At 43.8% G+C, this 21360-nt stretch carries 18 protein-coding genes and 1 other RNA gene; 3 read left to right on the top strand and 16 right to left on the bottom strand.

What is annotated here, in order from left to right:
- Positions 1-2: 2 nt before the first annotated feature.
- From O3644_RS09515 to O3644_RS09500, 4 genes are all read right to left on the bottom strand, one after another.
- Positions 3-1157 (bottom strand): class I SAM-dependent RNA methyltransferase, encoded by a 1155-nt coding sequence (locus tag O3644_RS09515; RefSeq protein ID WP_371595594.1) that lies wholly within the window; start codon positions 1155-1157, stop codon positions 3-5.
- 201 nt (positions 1158-1358) lie between these two features.
- Positions 1359-1726, bottom strand: an RNA gene (gene rnpB / locus O3644_RS09510) — RNase P RNA component class B.
- A gap of 14 nt (positions 1727-1740) precedes the next feature.
- On the bottom strand, positions 1741-2085 hold the full coding sequence (gene gpsB, locus O3644_RS09505; protein WP_371595593.1) for a cell division regulator GpsB: 345 nt from the start codon (positions 2083-2085) through the stop codon (positions 1741-1743).
- 71 nt (positions 2086-2156) lie between these two features.
- Positions 2157-2684, bottom strand: coding sequence for a DUF1273 domain-containing protein (locus tag O3644_RS09500; protein WP_048791824.1), 528 nt, complete (start codon positions 2682-2684; stop codon positions 2157-2159).
- 67 nt (positions 2685-2751) lie between these two features.
- On the opposite strand from O3644_RS09500, the gene recU reads away from it, so the two are divergent.
- Positions 2752-3357 (top strand): Holliday junction resolvase RecU, encoded by a 606-nt coding sequence (recU, locus tag O3644_RS09495; protein ID WP_371595592.1) that lies wholly within the window; start codon positions 2752-2754, stop codon positions 3355-3357.
- Positions 3350-5506 (top strand): penicillin-binding protein PBP1A, encoded by a 2157-nt coding sequence (gene pbp1a / locus O3644_RS09490; protein WP_371595591.1) that lies wholly within the window; start codon positions 3350-3352, stop codon positions 5504-5506. Before recU ends, pbp1a begins: the two co-directional genes overlap by 8 nt.
- 80 nt (positions 5507-5586) lie before the next feature.
- Here the strand turns inward: pbp1a and pepC are convergent, their stop codons facing one another.
- The 10 genes from pepC to secA form a co-directional block, all read right to left on the bottom strand.
- Complete coding sequence (gene pepC, locus O3644_RS09485) at positions 5587-6933, bottom strand: aminopeptidase C (protein WP_285875651.1); 1347 nt, start codon at positions 6931-6933, stop codon at positions 5587-5589.
- A gap of 82 nt (positions 6934-7015) precedes the next feature.
- On the bottom strand, positions 7016-7570 hold the full coding sequence (locus tag O3644_RS09480; RefSeq protein ID WP_048763721.1) for a GNAT family N-acetyltransferase: 555 nt from the start codon (positions 7568-7570) through the stop codon (positions 7016-7018).
- A 47-nt stretch (positions 7571-7617) separates the two neighbouring features.
- A complete protein-coding gene (nadE, locus tag O3644_RS09475; protein ID WP_371595590.1) occupies positions 7618-8442 on the bottom strand; it encodes an ammonia-dependent NAD(+) synthetase in 825 nt (274 codons plus the stop codon).
- The gene (locus O3644_RS09470) at positions 8439-9899 is read right to left on the bottom strand and encodes a nicotinate phosphoribosyltransferase (RefSeq protein WP_371595589.1); all 1461 of its coding nucleotides are present in this window, start codon (positions 9897-9899) and stop codon (positions 8439-8441) included. The genes nadE and O3644_RS09470 overlap by 4 nt, the downstream gene beginning before the upstream one ends.
- 314 nt (positions 9900-10213) lie before the next feature.
- Positions 10214-12229 carry an ATP-dependent DNA helicase RecG gene (recG, locus tag O3644_RS09465; RefSeq protein ID WP_371595588.1) on the bottom strand — a complete coding sequence of 672 codons (2016 nt, stop codon included), beginning with the start codon at positions 12227-12229 and terminating at the stop codon, positions 10214-10216.
- Between the two features lie 31 nt (positions 12230-12260).
- Complete coding sequence (alr, locus tag O3644_RS09460; RefSeq protein ID WP_371595587.1) at positions 12261-13367, bottom strand: alanine racemase; 1107 nt, start codon at positions 13365-13367, stop codon at positions 12261-12263.
- Positions 13357-13719, bottom strand: a complete 363-nt coding sequence (gene acpS / locus O3644_RS09455) for a holo-ACP synthase (RefSeq protein WP_185761067.1) — start codon at positions 13717-13719, stop codon at positions 13357-13359. Before acpS ends, alr begins: the two co-directional genes overlap by 11 nt.
- A gap of 198 nt (positions 13720-13917) precedes the next feature.
- Positions 13918-14955: a 3-deoxy-7-phosphoheptulonate synthase gene (locus O3644_RS09450; RefSeq protein ID WP_125380466.1), complete on the bottom strand. Its 1038-nt coding sequence runs from the start codon at positions 14953-14955 to the stop codon at positions 13918-13920.
- Position 14956: 1 nt separating this feature from the next.
- Positions 14957-15988, bottom strand: a complete 1032-nt coding sequence (locus O3644_RS09445; protein ID WP_005591072.1) for a 3-deoxy-7-phosphoheptulonate synthase — start codon at positions 15986-15988, stop codon at positions 14957-14959.
- 16 nt (positions 15989-16004) lie between these two features.
- The gene (gene secA / locus O3644_RS09440) at positions 16005-18524 is read right to left on the bottom strand and encodes a preprotein translocase subunit SecA (RefSeq protein ID WP_061911374.1); all 2520 of its coding nucleotides are present in this window, start codon (positions 18522-18524) and stop codon (positions 16005-16007) included.
- Positions 18525-18753: 229 nt separating this feature from the next.
- Here secA and queG point away from each other — a divergent pair, with 229 nt between their 5' ends.
- Complete coding sequence (queG, locus tag O3644_RS09435; protein ID WP_371595586.1) at positions 18754-19869, top strand: tRNA epoxyqueuosine(34) reductase QueG; 1116 nt, start codon at positions 18754-18756, stop codon at positions 19867-19869.
- Positions 19870-19955: 86 nt separating this feature from the next.
- Here the strand turns inward: queG and O3644_RS09430 are convergent, their stop codons facing one another.
- Positions 19956-20672: a YebC/PmpR family DNA-binding transcriptional regulator gene (locus tag O3644_RS09430; RefSeq protein ID WP_045498557.1), complete on the bottom strand. Its 717-nt coding sequence runs from the start codon at positions 20670-20672 to the stop codon at positions 19956-19958.
- A gap of 417 nt (positions 20673-21089) precedes the next feature.
- Positions 21090-21360 (bottom strand): LPXTG cell wall anchor domain-containing protein (locus O3644_RS09425; RefSeq protein WP_371595585.1); only part of this gene is annotated, 271 nt, incomplete at its 5' end.

Genomic DNA, 21360 nt, shown 5'->3' with positions numbered 1-21360 from the left:
TTCTAATCTAGTTGTCTTTTGACCCTTTGGCCAAAGTATTGATATAAATCAACTTTTAAAGTACCATTGTAAAGTTTTCGCTTTTTATCCGCCTGACTGCCATATTTGGCTTCAAAGGCCTCATCACTGGTCAAGATAAATTTACTCCAAGTCTTCAAAGGAGCAAAGGTTTCTCCCATTTCTTGATAAAGCTTGGTTACAGCATCATCGTCTAACAAACGCTCGCCATAAGGCGGATTGGAAATAATGACACCATTGATCTTGTCCGTATGAAGGTCTTGCAGACGCATTTGCTTAAATTGAATCTGGTCAGCAACGCCCGCTTCTTCCGCATTTTTCTTGGCAATCTCTACCAAACGGGCATCCAAATCGGAACCTGCAATATCCAGCTGAATATCTTGGTCAATCTGAGCCAGGGCTTCTGCCCGAAGTCGACGTACCAAGTCCTTGTCAACCCAATTCCAGTCTTCAAAAGCAAAGGAACGGTGTAAACCTGGCGCCATCTTCATCCCAATCATGGCCGCTTCGATACAGAAGGTTCCTGATCCGCAAGTCGGGTCAATCAAGGGTTTGTCTGGATACCAGTTTGACAAAAGTAAAATCGCAGCTGCCATATTTTCCTTGATTGGTGCTCCGCCCTTCTCAGTCCGATAGCCACGTTTGAACAAGCTAGAACCACTGGTATCAATCATGACCGTCACCAAATCTTTCAAAATGGAAACTTCGATCTTGAACTCTGCTCCATTTTCCTGTAAGGGGACACCCTCTGGACGAGCATAATGCTTTTGCAGTTTTTTTACAACTGCTTTTTTTGAAATGGCTTGAACACTAGGTTCATTATGGAGTTTTGACTTGACACATTTGGCTTTAGAAATGGGAAATTTGGCACCTAAGGGTAGATAATTTTCCCAATCCAAGGCAAATACACCTTGAAAAAGCTCCTCAAATGTTTTGGCTGGAAATGTTCCCACAACAATCTTAATCCGATCCGCTGAGCGCAGCCAGAGATTGGTTTGAATGATGGTAGCAATGTCGCCACTAAAGCGAACACGGCCATTTTCAACCTGACAATCTATGCCCAAATCTCGGATTTCACGGCCGACAACGGCTTCCAAACCTGCCGCCGCTGTAGCAATTAAATTAAATTTTTCTTTCATTCCTTCTTACTCTATCACTATCCGCTTGGCCACGCCGTTAAAAACTGGCCTCAGCTAGAAAGCAGAATGTTCTTGCTTGGCTCCTCATTTTGAGAAAAAACTTGCTTTCCTATTTTTTTGTCCCTTGCAGCAATCTTCTGTCCAAGGGGCTCTATATCTTAATCAAAAAGCTAGCATACGCTAGCTAACCTATGTGCAATTTTCTATAAGCCATGTTTTGTTCCAGAAATGACTAGGTACCATCTCCTTCGATAATCATCTGTCTACTGTTTCCAGTCAGAATGCTATGTTCGTTTCCACGCATTCCGTGCCCCGACCAAAGTTTGGGTTGCTAGCTTGAGGGGTTTACCGCGTTCCACTTCTTCTGTTTCCAGAAGAACTACGTCACTGTGGCACTTTCAGACCTATTCAGACCTATCTAAAGACTTAGCCTTTTCAGTCGCCGTAACGGACTGCTCCGTCCCTAGGCTTATTGTTTCGCCTAGCACAAACACTACCAGCATCACAGCCGGTGCTAGCATGGACTTTCCTCATGAAAATATCAAATCTTCACGCGATTATCCAAAAATTGCACTCTGCAACATTATTGCTCTTCGTTGTCCAGAATTTGCTTGCCAAAAACTTCCTTTTCCAAACGGCTTAAGCGTTTCAAAATATCGAAGTTAGTCGCTGTTCCCATCTGTGGCATCTCAATTGTTGGTTGAGCTGGCTGACTAGGCGTTGAAGGAGTAGCAATTTCTTGATTCGACACTTGTTCCTTCAGAAGGGCAATCTCCTCACGCAACTCTTTCACCAAAGCGGCGTAAGTTTCATAATCCTTAATCACATCATCCAAAAACTCATCCACTTCAGCCTTGCTATATCCTCGCACTTCACGCTTAAAGTCTTGATCAAAAATATCTTTTGCTGTATAAATAATACTCGCCATGCTCTCACTCCAATCTAGTTTATCATATCCAATTATATACGAAATCACCTATAAAAAGCAAGATTTATACCCTACTTTTCCGAAAAAATTTCTGCAACCTCATTCAGATCATCAAATGTTAATTTTTTGATAAAATACTGTTCTTGATTCTTCATCTCCCTGTAAAGATACTTAAGATTGGTCTCATTTTCCTCATCGTAAAACAGGTAAGCCCCGTCCGTATTTTGAAGCAGAAATTGGTTGTACTCACGAAATTGACTCGGATTTTGATAGCTAGGATAAGCATATTTGACAAAATCTACTTGTTTAAAATCTGCTAGTTTAGCCTGATTCCCTTCATTCCAGTTCTTTCCCTGGTCTTCAAAAAGAAAAATCGTAGCAATCTTGAAATTATAATCCTCTCTCAATTCCTGAGCAACTTCCAAAACCCAAGCTTCAAAGCCTAAATTCCCCGTGAAGATAAGCCACTCCAATCCTTCATCCAGCAGGCGTTGTAAATCCCGTCTGACCGCTTCTTTGATGATCTTGATGCGCATGTCTTTCTCATTCATAATGCCAAGTTCAAAAGCCTTATACCCTACAATTAATAGACTTGTCATTTATTCTCCCTCAAAAAATATTTTTATGATATAATAGAGTGATGTTATTGTACCAATAAGGAGTTTTATGGTCAACTACCCTCACAAGCTAAAGATAAAAAGTAAACTAGCCCATCCAGGTTCAAAGACGGCTGTTAACTTTGCCAATCGCGGGATGTCTTTTGAGAAGATGATCAACGAATCCAACAGCTACTATTTGAGTAGGGGACTCGCAGTCATTCATAAGAAGCCGACACCCATTCAGATCGTCAAAGTGGACTATCCTCAACGCAGTCGTGCAAAGATTGTGGAGGCCTACTTCCGACAGGCATCCACGACCGATTATTCTGGTGTCTTTAAGGGACATTATATTGACTTTGAAGCCAAGGAAACACGACAAAAAACGGCTATGCCTCTAAAGAATTTCCATCTACACCAGATTGAACATATGGAGGCAGTCCTTCATCAAAAAGGAATTTGCTTTGTCTTACTGCACTTCTCTAGCTTGCGGGAGACTTATCTACTTCCGGCATCTTATTTGATTACATTTTATAAGATGGATAAAGGCGGAAAATCCCTCCCTTTATCTTACATTCAAGAACATGGATTTTTAATCGAAACAAAGCAATTTCCAAGCATCCCTTACCTTGAAATTATCGAACAAAAACTACTAGGTGGTATCACAAATGAATAAACAAACCCTTTTGCAGGCCTTAAAATATCTTGCAACTGCCCTCTTGTCTCTCTTTATCATTGGAGCTGTGGCTGGCGTTCTTGTCTTCACATACTATGCCTCCAAGTCTCCTACCCTCTCTGAGAAGGACCTTGTCGCAACAACTTCAAGTAAGATTTACGATAGCGATAACAATCTGATTGCGGACCTCGGTTCTGAAAAGCGGGTCAATGCGTCAACAGACCAGATCCCTACACAGCTAGTAGATGCTATCGTTGCGATTGAGGATCACCGCTTCTTTAATCACCGTGGGGTTGATTTCATTCGAATAGGAGGAGCCTTCCTAAGCAATCTGAAAGGAGGCGGACGTCAAGGGGGATCTACCTTAACCCAGCAGTTGATCAAGTTGACTTATTTCTCCACTTCCTCAGCGGATGCTACCCTTTCTCGGAAAATCCAAGAAGCATGGCTGGCAACTCAACTTGAGCGAAAGGCTACCAAGCAAGAAATCCTGACCTACTATGTCAATAAAGTCTATATGTCCAATGGAAATTACGGGATGCAAACAGCTTCTCAAAGTTACTATGGCAAAGATTTGAAAGATTTGACCCTTCCTCAAATTGCCCTGCTTGCAGGAATGCCTCAGGCTCCTAACCAATATGACCCTTACACAAACCCAGAAGCTGCCACTCAGCGTCGTAATCTCGTATTATCTGAAATGTATGAACTCAAGTACATCTCACCAGAACAATACGAACAAGCTATCAATACACCAGTGACCGACGGCTTACAGAGCTTGAAAAATTCAGCTAGCTATCCTGCCTATATGGATAACTACTTGAAAGAAGTTATTGAGCAAGTCGAAGAAGAAACTGGCTACAATGTCCTTACGACTGGTATGGAAGTTTATACCAACGTTAATACCGAAGCACAGAAAAAATTGTGGGATATTTACAACACGGAAGAATATGTTGCTTATCCAGATGATGAACTGCAAGTGGCATCAACCGTTATGGATGTTACCAACGGGAAAGTCATTGCCCAACTAGGTGCTCGCCATCAGTCTTCCAACGTTTCTTTTGGTACCAACCAAGCAGTCGAAACAAATCGCGACTGGGGTTCTACCATGAAACCAATTACCGATTATGCTCCAGCCTTGGAATACAATGTTTTCACTTCCACTGCTGCCTCAATCCAAGATGCTCCTTACTATTTCCCTGGAACATCTACTCCTGTCTATAACTGGGATAAACGCTATTATGGCTGGATTACTATCCAATACGCTATCCAAGAATCCCGTAACGTACCAGCCGTCAAATCGCTGGAAGCAGTCGGATTAGATAATTCATTGAAGTTCCTCAATGGCCTTGGTATTAATTACCCTGAGATGCATTATTCTAATGCGATTTCAAGTAATACAAGCGAATCTGGTAACCAATACGGAGCAAGTAGCGAAAAAATGGCTGCCGCTTACGCTGCCTTTGCTAATGGCGGTACATATTACAAACCGCAATACGTCAACCGAGTTGTCTTTAGCGACGGTACAGAAAAAGTCTTTTCAAATGGCGGATCAAAAGCCATGAAAGAGACGACAGCCTACATGATGACAGACATGATGAAGACCGTTCTTCAGTCTGGAACTGGTACCAATGCTGCAATTCCAGGAGTCTATCAAGCAGGTAAAACTGGTACTTCCAACTATGCAGATGATGAACTAGAGAAGTTGACAAAACCTTACTACAGTTCTAGCATTGTCACACCTGACGAGCTATTTGTTGGCTACACTCCACAATACTCTATGGCTGTTTGGACCGGTTACTCAAACCGCCTCACTCCTGTTTTAGACGATGGAGTTAAGGTGGCAACCGATGTTTACCGTTCTATGATGCTCTATTTGACAGGCTACAGCAATGAAGACTGGACACCACCAAGCGGACTTTTCCGTAGCGGATCCTATCTCTATCTCAATGGTACTTCTACTTACAGCCGCGCTTATACCCAATCATCTTCAAGCTCTACTTCTGAGTCAAGCTCAGAATCTTCAAGTCAAAGTACGAGCGAATCTAGCGAAGAACATAGTAGCACCAACTCTAGTTCCCAAACAAGTTCAACAAGTTCTGGAACAACCAGCAGCTCAACTAGTTCTAACCAAGGAGCTGAACATCGTTAAACTAAAAAAGATTGGATTTCTAAAATCCAATCTTTTTTATGTTTAAATAAATCAATAGCTTTCTGCAATTGCTCATCCTATCAAATCATTTCGCCATTAGCAAGAGCTCCCATTGGATCCCACGGTGCTAGGACAATTGGCTCTGCATTGTAGGCTGCCAACTCTTCTGGAGTCAAGAATTCTTTTCTGACTACGATTTGGTAAGTGTACTCATCCATCCAAGCGTCGCTGGCGACAAAGTAGCCCTTATCTCCAACCTTTTCACCCCAAGAATTTTCTACCTTCCATTTTTTAGCTTGGCCCTTTTCATCCAAGTCTACTCCAGCCAATACCATAGCATGGGTCATAAGGCTCTCGCTGTAATCAAGACGACCTGCTTTATCTTGAGTCAACTGGATATCCATACTAGAGGTTAAATCATGCATACCTGCTTCCATGATACCAGCCTTGCGATTGCTGGATTGACCCACATCAGAGCCAAACCAAACAGTCTCACCAGCCTGCATCTGTGCAATAGCCAATTCCTTGAGACGTTTCATTTCTACATTCAAATAGCGAACAGGTTTACTGCCGACGACATTGCCCAACATCTCGACTGTGTATGACTTGCCATAAGGTTTATCGGCCGTTGGCGCATTGATAATTGACACATAGTCATCCAGCTTGAGGTCAACATATTTTTGGTAAAAGGCCCGCGGAGTCAAATCAGCTTCCCTATGGTAATTACCGTCCTTGTCTCGATATGCAAAGTCAAATTTCCGAGGCGGTAAGCCCAACGACATCGCTAAGAAGTTGAAAATTTCCTGTAGCAAAGTTTCTTTCTTAGCTTGTAGACTAGCTTCATCTGCACCATTCAGGGCCAGCTCACGCAAGATTTGCGCATCCTGACGCAAGAGTTTATTGAGCAACTGATTGAGCTCACGGCTATTGCTGGAGGAAATTGACTCTGGATAGACTGACTTAGGCACGACGCCGTATTTCTCAAAAAGTGCCACGACCATATCCCACTGACCGCCATCCTGCTGAGGCGTGTCTAGGAGAAACTTGACCTTGCGGCTAGTTAAGTCTTGGTCAGCCGTTGCCAAAACCTGCTCCAAGAACCAGTTGGACTTTTCATACTTATCCCAAAAGAAGGTATGAGCCTGAGAGAGCTCAAAATCCTCCAATTGGAAACCTGCAATCATCTTGTGGCGGAAGGTATTGAGAGCTGCAAACATCCAGCAACGGCCAGAAGCCTTCTGGTCGCTGACCTTGTCTTTAGTGAGATCCAGTGAGAAAACAGGTGCATTTTCTACAGCAGCAGTCCGTTTTTCCAAAGAAGTCAAAAGACCATTGTGGCTAATAGCATTTTCCATTGCCGCATACTTGGGGTTAGTCTCATAAGCAGCGTACAACTTATCTGTAAAATCTTGTTTTAATGAATTCATAGAGTCCTCCTTGTCATTATACATCTATTATAGAACTTTAAAAAAAGAGCGCAAGTGAAAAAGTTAGGCAAGCCTAACTTTTTTATTTCAAATCTGATTTTAGGATCCCATAGACGGAAAAATCTTTGACTTGTCCTTTATGAAATACAGCCTGACGGAAAGTACCTTCGTAGCTCATGCCAGCTTTAGTCATAACACGCCCCGAAGCTGGATTGGCTGTTACAAATCTTGCTGTGACACGATTGAATCCTGCGTCTTTCAAGAGGTAGTTCAAAACAGCTTTCAAAGCTTCTGTCATCAGCCCCTGCCCCCAATAGTCTTTACTTAGAATATAACCGACCTCGCAAGCATTAACCGTATCATCTCTATCCACCACGCTGATGTCTCCAATGACAGAATCAGGATTTTCTCTTAGGCAGATAGCCCACTTGTAAAAATCCAAGTTTTGATAATTCTCAACCCAGCGAGCAATAGACTGTTGGGTAACATCAGGACTCTCATGAGCATCCCAGGTCACATGCAGCAAATTATCCGGACGAGAAGCCCAGTTGTCATACATAGCTTGAGCATCCGATTCCAGAAAAGGTCTTAGCAAAAGACGTTTGGTTTCAATAGACTGTGTATCTGTCTTTTTCATAGCTTCCTCGTTTCTTGGCTCAGACTAAAAAGTTTCGAGAGAAATTTTCACTTCCAGAATTCATCAAAAATTGTAATCGGCAAATGCCGTTTGTGCTGGCCCTTATGCCACCAAGACTCGATCGTTTCTTGGGCTTGAGCCGAAACGGACTTGCCTTCGAGATAGTCGTCAATTTCATTATAGGTCACGCCTAGAGCAACTTCATCGGCAATCCCCGGTTTTTCTTCTTCTAAATCAGCTGTCGGCACCTTTTCATAGAGAGCCGGATCCGCTCCTAAGGCGGCCAAAAGCTGCTTTCCTTGACGCTTATTGAGACGGTAGAGCGGTAAGATATCTGCTCCACCATCCCCAAACTTGGTGAAAAAGGCCGTGACATTTTCTGCTGCATGGTCGGTCCCAATGACAGCCCCACTGTATGAACCAGCCAAAGCATACTGGGCAATCATACGGCTGCGTGCCTTGATATTGCCCTTGTTAAAGTCAGAGACTTTGGCACCTGTCGCCTCTACAGCTTTTATCATGGCATCAGCCGATTCCTTGATATTAACTGTCAGACTGAGATCAGGCTGGATGAAAGCCAGAGCCTTTTGCGCATCATCTTCATCTGCCTGAACACCGTAAGGCAGGCGGACAGCGATAAAACGATAGCCATTATCGCCTGTCTCAGCCCGCATTTCCTCTACAGCCAGCTGAGCCAAGCGACCGGCCAAGGTTGAGTCCTGACCACCAGAAATGCCCAGAACATAGCTTTTCAAAAAAGGATGTTTTCTCAGATAGGCCTTGAGAAAGTCCACCGACTTGCGGATTTCTTCCTCCGGGTCAATCACTGGTTTGACGCCCAGTTGAGCGATGATTTCTTCTTGTAGGCTCATTTTTCTGCTCCTGTCTGGTGGGCTTTCTTACGCATCTGGTCAATCAAGTCCATCTTGTCCTGCCAAATATCACGCGCCAAATCGACCGGATAATCTTGCGGATTGAGGACCCGTTTGTATTCGTCCCAGAGTTTGTCAAATTCTTGGCGGGCATAGTCCTGAATCTCAGACAGACTCGGCAAATCGTAAACGAGCTGACCTTCTTTATAAATATCTACTAAGAGCGGCACTGCATCAAAATTCTTGACGGTTTTATTGATATAAGTATAAGTCGGATGGAACATTTCGAGCTCTTCCTGATGATTGACATCCACACCATCATAAGTGATGTAGTCGCCCTCAGACTTGCCTTTTTCACGGCTGGTAATCCGCCAAACCTGCTTCTTGCCCGGAGTCGAAACCTTTTCAGCATTATTGGAGAGCTTAATGGTATTGCGCAAGTGCCCATTCTCATCTTCAATCGCGACAATCTTGTAAACAGCACCCAGAGCTGGCTGGTCATAGGCTGTAATGAGCTTGGTTCCCACACCCCAGACATCAATCTTAGCCTTTTGCATTTTTAAGTTGAGGATGGTATTTTCATCCAAATCATTGGAAGCGTAAATTTTAGCATTTGGGAAGCCCGCTTCATCTAACTGCTGACGAACTTTTTTAGAAATATAGGCCAAGTCTCCAGAATCGATCCGTACGCCCAAGAAATTGATTTTATCCCCAAATTCACGCGCTACACGGATGGCCGTGGGAACCCCGATCCGAAGGGTATCATAGGTATCTACCAAGAACACACAATCCCGATGAGTGCTTGCATAAGCCTTGAAAGCCTCGTAATCATTGCCATAAACCTGCACAAGTGCATGGGCATGCGTTCCCAGAACGGGAATATCAAAGAGCTTGCCTGCCCGAACATTGCTGGTGCCATTGGCTCCACCGATAACGGCGGCCCGCGTACCCCAAATCGCTGCATCCATTTCCTGAGCACGACGGGTACCAAACTCCATCAACGGCTCATCTTCGATCACAGAGCGGATGCGAGCTGCCTTGGTCGCAATCAAGGTTTGGAAATTCACGATATTTAAAATAGCTGTTTCTACCAACTGACATTGAGCCAGCGGCCCTTCGACCTGAACAATCGGTTCATTGGCAAAAACCAAATCTCCTTCTTTAGCAGAACGCACGGTCAGCTGCATCTTGAAATCGCGTAAATACTCTAAGAAAGCTCCATTATAGCCCAAAGACGCTAAATAGTCCAAATCTGTCTGACTGAATGTCAAATCATTCAGGTAAGCCACAATCCTCTCTAAGCCCGCAAAAACGGCATAGCCATTATTAAAAGGATTCTTGCGGAAATAGACTTCAAAAACAGCACGCTTATTATGGATACCCTCGTTGAAATAAACCTGCATCATATTGATTTGATATAAGTCTGTATGTAAAGTCAAACTGTCATCTGGAAACATAATTGAACTCCTTTTATCATAGTTATTATATATTATAACATAAATTGCAAGAAAGCCTTGATCCAATAGCAAAATACCTCCAGAATTTCTTCCGGAGGTATCTTCTTTTATCTTTCACTTGGAATTATTAGATTCCATAAGTCTTGTTCACGCGGCGCATCTGTTTGAATTCTTTTTTATAGGTTACTTTAACTGCTACTTTCATTTTTGCCACCTCGTTTCTTTTGATGCTTTTATTATAGGCCTCAAAGCTTAAGGAAGGCTTAGAATTTTCTTGCAGAAAGCTTAAACAAATACATCCAAATTTTATCTCGCTAGTCCAGATAATCGCGTTTTTCTAGATGCAGGGATACCAGGTGCCAATTGGCATCCTGCCGCCAGCTAGGATTGGCGACTATTTGACTGGCTACCTTGCGCGCTTCTTCCAAAATGGGATAGTCCTCCACGATGTCCGCCACCTGAAACTCTGGAATACCAGACTGGCGGGTCCCAAAAATCTCACCTGAACCACGCATCTTGAGGTCTTCCTCAGCCAGAACAAAGCCATCTGTCGTCTCAGTCATGATTTTCATCCGTTTCTTGCCAGACTCTGTCTTGGGATTGGCAACTAGAACGGCATACGATTGCTTATTCCCTCGACCCACTCGTCCCCGCAGCTGATGAAGCTGGCTGAGTCCGAAGCGGTCAGCATCCATGATAACCATGATGGTCGCATTCGGAACATTGACGCCGACTTCAATAACTGTAGTTGACACTAGAATATCCGTTTTCCCGTCCTTGAAGTCTTGCATAATGGCCTCTTTTTCGTCATTTTTCATGCGGCCGTGAAGGAGGGCCACTTGAGCCTGATTGGCAAAGTAGGCCTTGAGTTCTTCCTCTAGAGCAATCGCATTTTGTAAATCCAAAGCCTCCGATTCCTCAATCAAGGGAGAAATGAAGTAGACTTGAGCACCCTTGACCAGCTCTTTTTTCATCCAGTCCAAGACCACTTCCAACTGCTCATGCTTGACCCAACGAGTAATAATAGGCTTGCGGCCAGCCGGCATCTGGTTGATGATAGAGACATCCATGTCACCAAAAGCGGTAATCGCCAAAGTACGAGGAATAGGCGTGGCCGTCATCATGAGGACGTCTGGATTATTTCCCTTTTCCCGCAAAATCCGACGTTGGTCCACCCCAAAACGGTGCTGCTCATCAATAATGACCAGGCCCAGTCGATGATAGACCACCCCTTCCTGAATCAAGGCATGGGTGCCGACCACCATATCTACTTGCCCCGACTCTATAGCAGCTAAAGTCTCTCTGCGTTCAGCAGCTTTCATACCACCAGTTAGGAGGGCCAAATTCAGCTCAGGAAAGAGCTGAGTCAGACTGTCCAAATGCTGCTCAGCCAAAATTTCTGTCGGAACCATCAAAGCCGACTGATAGCCCGCCGTATAAGAGGCATACATGGCTAAACCAGCCACAACAGTCTTACCACTACCAACATCTCCCTGCAGGAGGCGGTTCATATGGGCAGGCGATTGCAAATCACTGAGAATTTCTTCCAGACTCCGCTCCTGAGCTTCCGTCAAAGAAAATGGCAATGCATCCTTCTTTTGAGCCAGCATTTTTTCCTGCCAAGGGATAGCGAGTCCCTGACTGACATCCTTGGTCTCATGCTTCAGGACCTGCAGCTGCATCTGAAAATAAAAAAGTTCTTCAAACTTGACCCGACGCAGGGCCTGCTTGTATTCTGCCAAATCCTTAGGAAAGTGCATAGCACGCACAGCTTGAGTGCGCCCCAAAAGCTGATAGCGCTCCAGAAGGACAGGAGGAAGATTTTCCTCTAACAACTGATCCAAACCTTGGTCAAAGGCCGCCTTAATCAGCTTGACTAGACTGGCCTGACTAATCCCTTGGGCAACTCGATAGACTGGCTGCAAGTCATCTTCGACCTGAGCTAACACCTTCATCCCCGTCAGACTAGCCTTGGCTTTATCCCATTTACCAAAAATAGCCACCGTCGCTCCCAGTTCGATCTTATCTGCTAGATAAGGCTGGTTGAAAAAGTTGACTGCAATTGCGACTTCTCCCTGCTTAATCGTAAAACGCAGGCGATTGCGCTTATAGCCATAATACTGAACATTAGCTGGAGTCGTGACGATCCCAGAAATGACCGCCTTTTCCCCATCCTCTAAGTCGAGGATATTCTTGCTCTTAAAATCTTCATAGCGAAAAGGAAAATAGAGCAGGAGATCCTGCAGGCTCTCAAGGCCTAGTTTTTTAAATTTTTCAGCCGATTTTGGTCCTACTCCTGGCAGGGCCGTTAAAGCCTGATGCAGATTCATCCTGTCTCCTTTCCTTCTTCTTGATTGTCTTTTACTTTTTATACTCTCTCGGTACCCTATCGCTGATTAAGCAGACCACTTCATAATTGATCGTACCACGCTTTTCTGCCACATCCGTTGCTGTGATAAGCTCGGCGCCACTCTGGCCAATCAAGACTACCTGCGTTCCCAAAGGATAGACTCGAGGCAGACGTACCGTGATCTGATCCATGGAAACCCGACCGACAATTGGACAGCGCTGACCATCGATCAAGACATCAAAGCCCTGCATGTCGCGGGTCCAGCCATCAGCATAACCCAGAGGAATCGTTCCAATGATTTGCTGGCTATCACTGGTATAGGTCGCCCCATAGCCGACATGGGCGCCCGCTTGAATTTCTTTGACGTGAACCAGAGCAGATTCTAAGCTCAGAGCTGGTTTGACCTCATAAGGCAGGTCCAGCACTCGTCCGCTAGGATTCAACCCATAGATAATATCGCCCAGCCGAACAGCATTCATAATCGTTTCACTGTGCCAAAGAGTTGTGGCAGAGTTGCTAGCATGCACAATCGGCGGCAAGAAAGCTAACTCACTCAAGACCTCTTTGAAGCGACTTAATTGAGCTACAAAATGACTTGTATCTGATTCGTCAGCTGTTGCAAAATGAGTGAAAATTCCTTCTACCACAGCTCCTGCTGCTTGCAGGCGGCTAATTGCTTGCTGAGCCTCTTGACTATCACGGAAGCCAATGCGTCCCATGCCTGAATCAATCTTGATATGAACGGTCAAGCCTGTCAGATTAGCTTGCTGGCTCAAGAGCTCCTCCAGCCAAGCTAGACTGGCTACCGTCAAGGTAATCTGCTGCTGGATCGCTAAAGGCACAGCCTCCAATGAAGAAACACCCAAAATAAGAATGGATTTATCAATGCCAGCTTCTCGTAGTTCGAGGGCTTCGTCAATATTGGACACACAAAAACCGTCTACCAGTGGCTGGATATGCTGAGAGACAGGAACTGCGCCATGTCCATAAGCATTGGCCTTGACTACTGCCCACTTCTGGACTGACTGGGGAATATGAGCCGCAATTTGCTCAATATTAAATGCAATAGCAGACAGGTCTATGACTGCTTTAGTGGGTCTATGTAGACTAGCTTTCATTGTCTTCCTCCAAAATCACACTGGCGGTCACCAGATTTCCAGCATGACTGATTGATAGCCATACCGAACCAGCAAAGGGGGACTTACTAAAATAAGGTGCCCCCTTATCATCATTTAAAATTTCCAAATCTTGAAAAGTCACAGGGCCAATACCGGTCCCCCAAGCCTTGGCAAAGGCTTCTTTAGCTGACCAGCGACCTGCCAAATATTCCAGCTTTCGCTTGCCCTTTAAGGAGCTAAACCGAGCCAACTCCTGAGCTGTCAAGATTTTCTCAGCAAAGCGCTCATTCTTCTCGTAGGCCCGACCAATGCTGGAAATCTCTTCTATATCTATTCCGTGTCCTCTTATCATACTTCTATCAGGAATACAAAGCAAGCCCCTTCTCCCAAGGAGATTGAAAGAAAATCTAATTTCGACAAGGCAAACCGATGAGAATGACACTGAAATGCATCAAATAGGTTTAACATCATCAAAATTAGATTTTCGTAGAGTATGAACTTGCCTATATTCATTAGTAGACTTCTACCAAAGCCTCCTAATCCTTTCTATTTAAGCTTCTTTTTCTAAGGTCTCATAGATTTCCTGAACGAGTTCTTCTGTCTTATCCCAGCCCAAGCAAGGATCGGTAATGGACTTACCAAAGACTTCTGGCTCATTCTGGCGGCCATCCTCCAAATAGGATTCAATCATGAATCCACGCACAGCCTTCTTGATTTGCTCATTCCAAGCACAGTTGATCAGAGTCTGACGGATAATACGGATCTGCTCCAAATACTGCTTGCCAGAATTATCATGATTGGTATCAATCAGGATGAAAGGATTGGATAGTTTCATTTCTTCATAGTGTTTGATCACATCCAAAAGATTTTCGTAATAGAAGTTAGGCTTGTTTTTACCGTACTCATCTAAAGCACCACGCAAAATCACATGCGCCAGGGGATTGCCTAGAGTTTCCACTTCTTGGCCATGATAAAGGAAGATTTGCTTATTTTGAGCAGCATAGACGGCATTAAACATGACCCCAAGATTGCCAGATGTTGGATTTTTCATACCGACTGGCGCATCAATACCAGAAGCTACAAAACGATGTTCTTGGTCTTCGACCGAACGAGCACCTACGGCATGGTAACTAACCAAATCATCTACCAGCACTAGATTAGAAGGATAGAGCATTTCATCAGCAGTGGTCAAGCCCGTCTCAGTAATAACTCGATAATGAAGCTGGCGCACTGCCTTTAGCCCATTAATCAAACTTGGACTTTTTGAAGTATCTGGCTGGTGAACGAGCCCTTTATAGCCGTCACCATTAGTCCGAGGCTTAGCAGTATAGACCCGCATGACGATAAAGATCTTATCCGCCACCTTCTGCTGCAGGTCAGCCAACCGACGAGCATACTCCAGCACCGCCTCTTCATTGTCAGATGAGCAGGGACCGATAACCAAGAGCAAGCGTTGATCTTCTCCCTTGATGATAGCAGCCAATTCCTGGTCGCGCTGATTTTTCTTTTGTAGAGCTTGGTCTGACAAAATCGTTGCAGACTTGATCTGCTCAATGTCAATTTCCTGACCTTTTTCTATAAATGCCATATTATTTACCTAGTGTATCGTATATCTCATGGACGAGTTCGACCGTCTTGTCCCAGCCTAGACATGGATCTGTGATAGACTTGCCAAAGACTTCTGGTTCATTTTGTCGACCATCTTCCAAGTAAGATTCAATCATAAAGCCACGAACCACCTTCTTGATTTTATCATTCCAGTCGCGGTTGATCAAAGTCTGACGTACAATACGGACTTGCTCCAAATACTGCTTGCCAGAGTTGTCATGGTTAGTATCAATGATGATAAATGGATTTTCTAATCCCATTGCTTCATACTGGGCGATTGTGTCCAGCAGATTATCATAATAGTAGTTCGGAATGTTCTTCCCATATTCATTGATGGCACCGCGCAGAATCGCATGAGCCAAAGGATTTCCACTCGTCTCTACTTCCCGATTGGCAAAGAGGAAGCTCTGCTTATTCTGAGCAGCATAAATGCCATTAAACATGACATTTAGATTTCCAGATGTTGGATTTTTCAAGCCAGTCGGGAAATCCGCTCCACTGGCTACAAAGCGGTGCTGCTGATCTTCAACAGAACGAGCACCGATCGCCATATAGGAAATCAAATCATCTACTAGGGGAAGATTTTCTGGATAAAGCATCTCGTCAGCCGTCGTCATTCCAGTTTCTGAAATCACGCGATAATGCAGATTGCGAACCGCCTTAATCCCATTGATTAGGCTAGGCGCCGCTGTCGCATTAGGCTGGTGAATCAAGCCCTTGTAGCCATCACCATTGGTCCGTGGCTTAGCTGTATAAACCCGCATCACCATAAAGATCCGATCTTTGACTTCTTCCTGAAGAGCTGCCAAACGCTTAGCGTATTCCAATACAGCTTCTTCATTGTCTGATGAGCAAGGACCGATAACCAAAAGGATGCGATCATCCTCACCACGGATAATGGCTTCTAGTTGGCGATCTCGCTCTTGCTTATGAGCTAGAATAGAACCTTCTAGCTTAGCAAGCTGACGCACTTCTGCTACATTGATTGGTTGACTAGTTGCTTTAAAGGTCATCTTCTCTCCTTATAAACTACTTCTTGCGGCCATGACAGTTTTTAAATTTCTTACCTGAACCACATGGACATAAATCATTTCTTTTTACAGAGGATAAATCAACATTTTTTGGAAGATTTGGGTTTTGGGCAGCAATGTTTCGAGTAGCTGTCGTGCTGATACTGTGCTCTGTACGTGGACGTTCTTGCTCATGGATCTGTGCTTTCATCATGAGACGAGTCACATCAAACTCGATAGAGCCGATCATATCATTAAACATCCGGAAACCTTCTGCCTGATATTCAACAACTGGATTGTTCTGAGCATAGCCACGAAGTCCCACAGCCTGACGCAATTGATCCAAGGCGTCGATATGATCTGTCCATTTGTTATCTACAACGCGTAGAATCAGCACTTTTTGGAACTCTTGAACTGCTTCTTCATCACGAAGTTTAGAAACCTGATTGGCATAAACTTCGGATGCTCGTTCCATCAAGTAATCTTTAATCTCTTGATTTGATTTACCTTCTAAATCATCAGCTGAGATAGAATCCTCTGCCACGAGGTTATATTTAGCAAAATTCAGAATCGCTTCTATCTTTTCATCATGATCTGAATGGCTGCTGCCATCTACAATCCGATTAATCGTCCGACGGATCATAGCATGGATTTCTGGAGCCAAATCACGGTCTGCTGTGATGACATCATAGCGTTGAGAATAGATAATTTCACGTTGTTCGCGCATGACATCGTCATATTGGAGGACTTGCTTCCGAGTATCGTAGTTATTTCCTTCAACCCGTTTTTGGGCTGCTTCCACCTGACGCGTTAGCATCCGAGACTTGATGACGGATTCTTCTTCGCTCAGATTCATCCGGTCTAGCACGGCCTTAATGCGCTCTGAACCAAAGCGTTTCATCAAATCATCTTCTAGAGATAGGTAGAATTGTGATTCACCTGGATCCCCTTGACGACCTGAACGTCCACGAAGCTGGTTATCAATCCGGCGGCTTTCATGGCGCTCTGTACCGATCACACAAAGTCCGCCCAGTTCACGCACACCTTCACCTAGCTTGATATCGGTACCACGTCCAGCCATGTTGGTCGCGATGGTAATAGCACCACGTTGACCAGCATTCATGATAATCTGTGCTTCTTTATAGTGGTTTTTAGCATTCAGAACTTCATGAGGAATTCCTGCAGCCACTAATTTTTGAGAAAGATAGTCACTCGTATCAACCGATACTGTACCGACCAAGACAGGTTGACCTGTTTTGTAACGTTCCTTGACGTCTTCCACGACTGCTTTAAACTTCGCTTCCAAGCTAGGATACAACAAATCTGGATGGTCAATACGTTGGACAGGACGGTTCGTTGGAATTGGAATTACGCGAATATTATAAATTTCACGGAATTCTTCTTCTTCTGTCTTACCAGTCCCTGTCATCCCTGATAGTTTTTTATACATACGGAAAAGGTTCTGGTAAGTAATCGAAGCAGATGTCTTTGATTCTTCTTGAATAGGCACAGCTTCTTTTGCTTCAATCGCTTGGTGGAGTCCATCAGAGAAACGACGGCCTTCCATTGTACGTCCAGTAAATTGGTCAACGATGAGGATTTCCTGCTTTTCGCTCACGACATAATCCACATCTAAGGTCATAATATAGTTAGCACGCAAGGCGTTGTCGATAAAGTGCGTTAAAGCAACATTCTCAAGGTCGTATAGATTTTCTAAGTTAAAGTAACTTTCAGCCTTGTCAATACCAGAATCTGACAAACCAATCGTCTTAGATGGGATATCAATGATATAGTCATCTTTTTGAAGTGTTTTCACAAAGCTATCCGCTCTGTAATAAAGCTGATTCGTATCAGAAGCTGTCGGTCCTGACACGATCAATGGTGTACGCGCTTCGTCAATCAAGATAGAATCCACCTCGTCAACCAAGGCATAGTTAAGCGGGCGCTGCACCATATTTTCAGCCCGAACCACCATGTTATCACGCAGGTAGTCAAAACCAATTTCAGAGTTGGTTGAGTAGGTGATATCACAAGCATAAGCTTCTCTTTTTTCCATTGGTGACTTAGATGCTAGGTTGATACCAACAGAAAGTCCCAACCAAGAATAAAGTTCACCCATCTCAGTCGCATCACGCTCTGACAAGTATTCATTGACTGTAACAACGTGAACTCCTTGACCAGATAAGGCATTCAGGTAAACAGGCATAGTCGCTGTCAGGGTTTTCCCTTCCCCCGTACGCATTTCTGGCACATCACCATGGTGAAGGACAATCCCCCCCATAATCTGAACCTTATATGGGAAAAGACCTAAGACACGCTTAGCTCCTTCACGGACAACTGCAAATGCTTCAAACAAAAGTTGATCTAAAGTTTCACCATTAGCATAACGTTCCTTAAATTCAACTGTTTTTGCTTGCAATTCTTCATCGGTCAAGGCTGCCATTTCGTCCTCATAGGACATGACCTTGTCCGCCATCTTTTCTAATTTTCTTATTTCACCTTTATCATTTTCGATGATTTTTTTTAAAATATTAGCCATTTTATTCCTTACTCGCTATGTTCTGTTTATAAATGTTTCCTCTCATTATAGCATGTTTCCCCATATCTTTCAAGAAATAATCCATTTGGCAATTGGCTTGAAAGGCTGTCATTTCTCAATTTACACGTTTATCTGCATAACTCTTCTTGCACTCAAATTTGCTAAATTATCATGGTTTTTACGAAGTAGTTTCTCGCATAATTCTCATAATTTCGATATAATAATAGCAATGAATATCAAAGAAGAAATTATCAAATTATCAAAAGAAATTGGCATTTCTAAAATTGGCTTTACGACAGCGGATGACTTTGACTATCTGGAAAGGTCGCTGCGCTTGGCCGTAGAAGAAGGCCGAAATTCAGGATTTGAACACAAAAACATCGAGGAGCGAATTAAGCCCAAGCTGAGTTTGGCCTCAGCTAAGACCATCATCTCTATCGCAGTCGCCTATCCCCACAAGCTCAAGCAACAGCCACAAAAAACAGCCTACAAACGAGGAAAATTCACTCCCAACAGCTGGGGACTGGATTATCACTATGTCCTACAGGACAAGCTAGATCGGCTTGCAAAGGGAATTGAGGAGTTAACTGCCGACTTTGAATATAAAGGCATGGTAGATACAGGAGCCTTGGTCGACACCGCTGTAGCCCGGCGAGCAGGAATAGGCTTTATCGGAAAGAACGGCTTGGTTATCTCCAAGGAATTTGGTTCCTACATGTTTTTGGGTGAGCTCATTACCAATCTGGACATCGAACCTGACCAGCCTGTCGACTATGACTGTGGAGACTGCAACCGCTGCCTGACAGCCTGCCCTACCTCCTGCCTCATTGGTGATGGGACTATGAACGCCAAGCGCTGTCTATCCTTTCAGACCCAAGACAAAGGCATCATGGATCTGGAATTTCGCAAAAAAATCAAGACAGTCATCTATGGCTGCGATATCTGCCAAATCTGCTGCCCCTATAATAAAGGCTTGGACAATCCGCTCGCAACAGAGATTGACCCTGAACTAGCTCATCCCGAGCTCCTGCCTTTCTTGGATCTTTCCAACGGTCAGTTTAAGGAGAAATTTGGCCATATAGCCGGTAGCTGGCGGGGTAAAAACATCCTGCAGCGAAATGCCATCATTGCTTTAGCCAATGCTAATGACCGCTCTGCTATTCCCAAACTACTGGAAATTATCGATAAGGGGCAAAACCCTATCCATATCGCTACGGCCATCTGGGCTCTCAGTCAGCTAGTACGCGAAGCCAATCCTGAAATGATTGAGATGATTCTTGCTGTGAAAAATCCCACAGAAGCTATCAAAGAAGAACAGGAACAATTCCTAAAAAATTTCACTTAACTAACTAAAAATAAATACAGTCTAATTTATAAACTGCCTTAGAACGCAGCTTATACTAAATCAGACTGTATTTTTATGTTATTCAATTAGAAGCCATCTACGTTGGTGTAGATTTTTTGGACATCTTCATCGTCTTCAAGGACGCTATACAATTTTTCGAAGGTTTCTAAATCTTCTCCTGTTAATTCCACTTCAGACTGAGGAATCATTTCAAGCTCTGTCACTTGGAATTCTTGGATGCCAGATTCACGCAAAGCTACAATTGCTTTATGTAGGTCAGTTGGTGCTGTATAAACTGTGATACTTCCTTCTTCAGCCTCTACATCGTCCACATCTACATCTGCTTCTAAAAGCAATTCAAAGATGCTATCTGCATCGTCACCAGCAAAAACGATGACACCTTTATTATCAAAAAGATAAGACACAGAGCCGCTAGCTCCCATGTTGCCGCCATTTTTCCCAAAGGCTGCACGGACATTGGCGGCAGTCCGGTTGACATTCGAAGTCAAGGTATCAACGATCAACATAGAACCATTCGGCCCAAAGCCTTCATAACGACCTTCTGTAAAGGTCTCGTCTGTATTTCCCTTAGCCTTGTCAATCGCCTTGTCAATAACATGCTTTGGCACTTGCGCTTGCTTAGCGCGATCAATAACAAACTTAAGGGCTGTGTTCAACTCAGGATCTGGTTCACCTTTTTTCGCTGCTACATAGATCTCTACACCGAATTTAGCATAAACTTTTGAGTTTGCGCCGTCTTTAGCTGTTTTCTTAGCTACAATATTGGCCCACTTACGTCCCATTGGAATTTCTCCTTTAACTATTCTACAATTTTAATCTTCCTTATTATAACACAGGAAAGGCGAAAAATCATCCAACAAAAACAGGAAAGTCCCCAATTCCCTAAAATTATCTGCTGAAGTACGAACTAAAGATAGAAAAAATTAGAGTACAAGTTCCTTATACCTTTTAAAATACTGAGATCAACCATTACATTCTCTCGATAGTAAAATGAATGATGCTACTAAATTCAAGGTGATACTCCTTCATTCTCCAGTAAATCTCCTATTTTACTAGAGCCTTCTCTCATTTCTTACTACCAAAGTTAGCTAATCAAATAAATAAAAAATCGATAACTTCGTAAAGAAGTTATCGATTTTTGCGAGCTGTTAACTAACCGTCCACAACTCTTCAGTGATTACTATCCAAGCTAGAAAGAATTAATCTTCTTCTTTCAATCTTGGTTTAATCAAGCTGACACCTGCGAGTGTTGCAACAATTCCTAAACCAAGTACTGCTGCTGAAGATGATTTCTCACCTGTATTTGGCAGAGCAGTAGTTCCAGGAACTTTCGGTTCCACTGGCTTGTTCGGTACTTGTTTATTTGGTACCGGAGCTGGAGTTGGTGGAACAGGTTTTGGTTCTGGTTTTGGCTCCGGAGTAGGAGTTGGTTTTGGTTCCGGAGTTGGTGTCGGTGTAGGTGGAACTTCT

It is taken from the genome of Streptococcus sp. 27098_8_113 (assembly GCF_041432545.1).
GTDB lineage: Bacteria > Bacillota > Bacilli > Lactobacillales > Streptococcaceae > Streptococcus.
This window is presented reverse-complemented; position numbering and strand designations above follow the sequence as displayed.